This is a genomic window from Rhodanobacter sp. OR87, assembly GCF_000473345.1.
Classification (GTDB): Bacteria; Pseudomonadota; Gammaproteobacteria; order Xanthomonadales; family Rhodanobacteraceae; genus Rhodanobacter; species Rhodanobacter denitrificans.
The window spans coordinates 1-6,112 of record NZ_AXBJ01000042.1; the positions used below are offsets into that span (position 1 = coordinate 1).

Below are 6,112 nucleotides of genomic sequence, written 5' to 3' on the forward strand. Positions count from 1 at the left end.
AACAGCACCTGCATATCAAGGCATTCTTCGGCACCTCACTCAATGCCGTGAAGACCCAGGTGTGGATCGCCGTTGCGGTCTATGTGCTCATCGCCATCGTGCGCAAGCGCCTGCACCTGAAGGCTTCGCTCTACGAAATTCTACAGATCCTGAGCGTGACGCTATTTGAACAAACCCCATTGGAATGCGCCCTGCAGCAGCAAGAACCACAGAGTTCTACCGGCGACCCTGCTAACCAATTGATTCTCTTCCCCGATTAACCGGACAGTACTGGCAAATCTCAAAAGCCTGCTAAATCTACCTAGCCTGCCAACAATGCGGCCAACTCCATCGCCCAATAAGTTCAGAGCGGCAAATTTAGCCGTGAACAAACCCGCTTGCTTGAGCGCTCTGCCCTGATTTTCTAAAATCGTGGCATTGGTCTGGCGGATATCATCGCACGTCTCATCGCATTGTCCTGCAGATCTGGTCGGCGCAGCGCTTTGTTTGGCACTCTCCTGTCCGTCATCAGAATTCGCCGCAATGTCACAACAATCAGACGGTCCGTGACCAACACTGCGATACGGATCATAACAACCTGGAGAAGTTCCAGCGCTATTACAAATTTGACGCCCTGTCGGATCAGTAACCATGATAGGGTTACTATTGGCGTACGCAAACCGATTGAGTTTAAACACATCTCCTGCACTCGGCCCCACCGGATCCACACTGACAAACCTTCCCACCGCCGGATCGTAATACCGTGCCTGCATGTACACCAACCCGGTATCCGGGTCGTTCACGTGACCGGTGTAGCCCGGCCCATTCGGCGCGGTGCCCAGCGCCTGCACGCCGTACGGCCGGTAGTCGAACGTGGCCGTGATGGTGCCATTGGCGTCGGCTTCGGCCAGCGGCGTACCCTGCGGGTCGGAGTACACGTAGGTCACCGTGCCGGCATGCGCGATCGCACCCAGCCAAAGCCACAGGGCCGCGATGCTCAGCAGGGTCTTGAGTGGGTTCATGGCGACGCGTCCTTGCGGTCCTTTCGAATGATGCTGACGGCGACTACGGTCGATCGCGACGGCAGGCTCATATCGACCCCTCCGTCTCCGCCGTCATGGTGGCGGTCGAGCTGGAGATGTTGCTCCCGGCGGCGTTGTAGAAATCCACGCGCAACTGGTACGTGCGCCCACGCGAGCCAGACGTCGGGCCGAAAGTACCGGTGGTGTAGTAGCCCGCAGGGTTGCCACTGACCGCCACCGGCGAGGACGCGTTGTTCGTCAGCGTGCCGCCGGCATCGACATCGCCAGACGGTATCCCCACATAGGTCCAGGTGTACTGCACGGTCGCCGCCCCACTGGGTAGCGCGCCGCTAAGCTTGACCACGTTGCCAGCGGGTGTGGCGCTGTACACCTGCCACGTGGTGCCGCCGACGATCTTGAATCCGATCGTTGAATACCCCTTCTGCCCGCTGGGAATGAGGTAGCCCACCGCATACGCATTGCCATTGATGGCGATGGGGACGGCCGCGACGATTGCGGCGGTCGCACTCCACGGCCCGCAGCCACCGGCGTTGCAGGCCTGCACGTGGTAGCCGTAAGTGCCGCTGCCCTTGCCGCTGATCGCCAGGCTGGTGGCGCTGCTGCTCTGGATCGTGGTCCAACTGCCGCCGTTGACTTGCTCCTGCAACGTATACGTGGTGGCGGTGCTGACCGCGCCCCAGCTCACCGTGTAGCTGCCCGTGTTGCTGCTGGCCGGCACGCTGAGGGCGGGCGCCGCGGCCGGTGGCTGCAGCACCACGGTGCTGCCGGTCGCGCTCCACGGCCCGCAGCCACCGGTGTTGCAGGCCTGCACGTGATAGCCGTAGGTGCCGTTGCTCTTGCCGCTGATTGCCCGGCTGGTCGCGCTGGTGGCCTGGATCGTGGTCCAGCTGCCGCCGTTGACCTGCTCTTGCAGCGTATACGTGGTGGCGGCGCTGACCGCGCCCCAGCTCACCGTGTAGCTGCCCGTGTTGTTGCTGGCCGGGACACTCAAACTGGGCGCGCTGGCGGGTGGCAATGTCGCTGCCACTGTCCCGCTGACCCTATAGGCACTACACCCGCTCGTGTTGCAGGCATTTACTTGAAAAGTGTAACTGCCACTAACCGTCAGCGTGCGGCTCGTGCTGGTAGCTGTACCATTGTAGACACTGACCCAGCTGCCGCCGTTGAGGCTCTGCTGCAATGTGTAGCTAGTGGCTGTACTGCTGGCTGCCCAACTGATCGTTACACTGCCGTTGCTGGTCGCCGGCACACTGATACTCGCGGGCGTCGGCGGAGGCAACAGCACCGTCGTATTAGCCGTGCTGCTCCATGCCCCGCAGCCGCTAGTATTGCAACCCTGCACTCGATACCCGTACGTCCCGTTGCTCTTGCCGCTTGCGGTCCAACTGGTGGCCGCACTACTTTGAATGGTGGTCCAGCTACCGCCGTTGATCTGCTCCTGAAGGGTGTAGCTGGTGGCGCCGGTGACCGCGCTCCACCCCACCGCGTAGCCACCGGTGGTGTTGCTCGCCGGCGCAGTCAGGGTCGGTGCTCCCGACACTGGCGGCGCGGGTATAAGAAACGTACCGGACTGGTTCAGTACAAGGTTGCCATTGCCCACGGGCGAGTCGCCATACATATAGATAGGCGCACCGGTGTACTGAGTACGCACCGCCGTGGTCAGTGGCACCGCGAAGCGATATGCCGTGCCGCTGGCTTGGCATGCCGTGGACACGGCCGACTCACTGGCTATATTGGCGGTAGCGGTGGCGACTCGGGTGCCACCGCCGCCCGATGGGCCACCGGCGAACACTTCTACACCAATCGATTGGTTCAATCCCGTGGAACAGGCCCAGCCGTTCACCGTGGCATTGCCACTACCATCGATCACCACCCCGTCGATCGTGCCTATCACACGGGTGTTGTAGTTCACATTGCGGGCGATCAGCTTGCTGCCCAAGTAGATGAAGTTGGTGGCTTTGCCGGTGCCTGGCTCCCACTGGTACATCAGCTGACCGGCGTGGTCGTAGAAGTAGTAGATGGCGGCCCCGTCGCTGGCCGGCGTTTTGCTCACCCGCCGCCCGGACGCATCATAGGCATAGCTGTCGTAGCCCGGGATCTGGGTGAGCTGGTTCTTCTGGTCGAAGACTAGGCTGACGCCGTTCTTGTTGATGACGTTGCCCCGGTTGTCATACACGAAACTATCGACCGGGCTGGCACCGTTGAAGATGTCGGTCAGCTTGTTCGTCGCATCGTAGTTGTAGCTGAAAGTCTGCCCTGCACTCAGCCGGGTGCGCAGGTTGTTGATTGGGTCGTAGGTGTAGGACTCCGTCCCCCACAGGCCGTTAGCCGTGGCGCTGGTCAGGCGATTGAGGGCATCGTAACCAAACGTCTTGCTGCGCGGACCGCCAGCCAGGTCCGTCACCTGGGTGATGTTGCCGTTGACGTCGTAGGTGAAATCCTCACTGAGATTGAGCGTGCTGGTGGTGCCGAAGGTAAAGTTGCTCAGCAACTGCCGGGTGTTCTGTTCGGCCACATAGCCGGTGCCGTTGCCGTAGGTAAACTCCGCCAGGGCACCGTTGGGGAAATAGCCGATGCTGCCGGCATAGCTGCCAACCTTGGTGGCCCGACCCAGCGCATCGGGTGCATACGCTACCGCCTCGCTGGTGCCTGTGCCTGCCGGGTAGTTCACGGCGGCGAGATGACCGTAGGCATCGTGGATGTAGCTGATCGTCCAGGGGTTCTGTCCGGTCAGCTGCAACGACTCACTGGTGAGCATGCCGCGGAAGTTGTAGGTGCCGTTCCAGATGCTGGTACCGGACACCGCCTTCGTCACTTGGCCGAGCGCGTCGTAGGTGGTCTGGGTGCTCTGCGTGCCGCTGGGGGGCGCGATCGTCAGCAGCCGGTTCATCCCGTCGTAGGTGAAAGTGGTCCGTGCGGCCGCGGCGACCTGGTCCGCCCCGCATCCGGTGCCGATGATGGTCAAACCCGACGCGCTCCACGCCAGATTGTTGGCTGCGTCGTAGGCCAGCGCGGTGCTGCCGCTTTCCGGCTCGGTGGTGCGGCACAAGCGGTGATAACTGTCGTAGGTCAGTGTCTTGGTGACGCTGTCAGTCTCGGTGCCGTTGTAGAGGCCCGACTGGGTGATGGAGGTCGGGTTGCCGTAAAGATCGCGGACGATGGCTTGGGTGATACCGCCGGGTGCCTGCACCAAGGTCACCGCATCGTAGGTCGGTTGATCGAAAACCTGGTAACTGGTGGTGGTAATGTTGCCCTTGGGATCCGTCACTTGCTGGCGGGCGCCAGACAGGTACGCTGTCGCGGTGGTGAGCACCCCCAGTTCAGAATCCTGTTGGCTCTTTGTCAGCCGCCCCAGAACGTCGTAGGTCTGATGCGTACCAGTGGTGAGGATGGACAGATCCGGCGCACCGCTGACCGGATATGACGCAAAGATATTCTGTCCGCGCCAATCGTAGCCCTTCGCCGTCGTGATGTCCGAACCGGCGCTGCCTACGATCGAGGTATCGCTGAGCAGGGGCCGCAGCATGGCGTCGAAGTAGGTAACTTCGCTGGCATTGCCGGTGATGACCGTGCGCCGCCAGTGGTTGGCTGCAATGCCCCGCTCGGCAGCGGCAACGAAGCTGTACGCGAAGGTGGTTGGATACCACGCCTGCTCGTCGCCGCCGGGATAGCTAATACGGGCGATCCTACCCATCGCGTCGTAGGTGTAACTAGCGGTGTGGCCTCCCTGATCGGTCACGCTAGTGATCCGGCCAGCGTCGTCCACGACCAGGCTTTCGCTGGTCAGATCCGGAAAATTGATGAGTTGGGGCTCACCACGCTTGTAGTTGCTCAGGCTTGTGGTGTGATTGTTACCATCAGTGAAGCTCGTCAGCTGGCCCAGTGCGTCGAAGGTGTAGCTTTTCACCAATTGGCCGAAGCGCCAGCGCTGCGAAAGGGTAACGTTGGTGAGGTCGTAGACATTCTTGCTTTCCGTTTCACCGGTGGTGAGATTGTCAACTTGCTGCGGCAGGCCGAGCACCCAGTGCGGCAGGTCATTGAGATACGCCGTCTGCTCTTCGATCGCTGCCTGGCCCGAAATGCTGTTGAAGCGTTTGGTCTTGGTCGGCTGCGCGAAGGCATCGAAAGCCTCGGTTAGCGCCGTGTACGTGTCACCGTCCTGAGTAAGTACTGTTTGCTTGACCGGCCGTATCCGATTGCCCATCGGGTTCTCGAAGTTGGGCAACAAGGATTGACCCGCAATGTTGGGAAACGGCTGACTCAGCGCATCGGCATCGCTGATGTAATTGTTGGCGGAGCTTCTGGATACGTGGCCGGAAAGATCATCGACTTCGGTACCGAGCAGTTGGCCTTCATTGCGAGCGTATTGCACACCGAAGATGTACTTGGTGACATCGCCGGGGCTGGTAACCGTGACAGTCTTGGACAACGAACAGGTTGAACAGACGTCGGGGGAAATGTAGGGCTGTGCGTTGTTGTTGTAGCTCCATGGCACAGACGCAGTGTAGTAGTAGGGTCCGCTGGGACCACCGTCCTGATAAGTCCAGGTTTGTGTAGCCAACCCTGGGCCACTGATCTGTTTGGACACCAGTGAAAAATTGTCGAGGAAATCGTAGACGACCGGATAGTTGTGATATGGATTGCCGTCGCCCGGGCAGGACAACGGAACGTAGTTACGAATATGGCGAACGTATTCGAAATCGAAAGTACCGATCGCTCCCGATGGCGCACCGATCGTGTAAACGAAAGATCCAGAATTCTGTAGAGGGGCGATCTGGCAGTGGCCCGCTGGCGGATGAGCATCATCCGGCCAATCGTTCTCCTGATTAGCGACGACGCTCAGCCGACTGTCGCGTGATGTGAGACGTGCGCGGCGGAGGCTCAGTGCCATGTTACGAGGCGGAGAACCGGCATGGCCATGAACCAAGTGCAGTTCCAGTCGGGGTTGTCGATGGCGCAGTTCATCCGGCGCTACGGCACGGAGGCGAGGTGCTACCGGGCGCTATACCGGGCGCGCTGGCCGCAGGGGTTCCGCTGCCCGAGGTGCAACAGCCGGCCACGCTCGCGGTTTCGCCGCGCGGGCCGGGTGT

3 protein-coding genes and 1 pseudogene are annotated in these 6,112 nt (G+C 60.9%); 2 read left to right on the plus strand and 2 right to left on the minus strand.

Features of this window, described 5'->3' with window-relative positions; translation table 11 throughout:
- Positions 1-260, plus strand: a pseudogene (locus RHOOR87_RS19470) (IS4 family transposase); the annotation flags it as partial.
- Here the strand turns inward: RHOOR87_RS19470 and RHOOR87_RS20110 are convergent.
- Positions 162-1,001, minus strand: coding sequence for an RHS repeat-associated core domain-containing protein (locus RHOOR87_RS20110; RefSeq protein WP_081700033.1), 840 nt, complete (start codon positions 999-1,001; stop codon positions 162-164). The pseudogene RHOOR87_RS19470 and the gene RHOOR87_RS20110 sit on opposite strands and share 99 nt — an antisense overlap.
- Before the next feature lie 67 nt (positions 1,002-1,068).
- Positions 1,069-5,913 (minus strand): hypothetical protein, encoded by a 4,845-nt coding sequence (locus tag RHOOR87_RS0118335; RefSeq protein ID WP_081700034.1) that lies wholly within the window; start codon positions 5,911-5,913, stop codon positions 1,069-1,071.
- 21 nt (positions 5,914-5,934) lie between these two features.
- Here RHOOR87_RS0118335 and RHOOR87_RS20115 point away from each other — a divergent pair.
- The coding region (locus tag RHOOR87_RS20115) for a transposase (protein WP_043795492.1) at positions 5,935-6,112 on the plus strand (178 nt) is incomplete at its 3' end.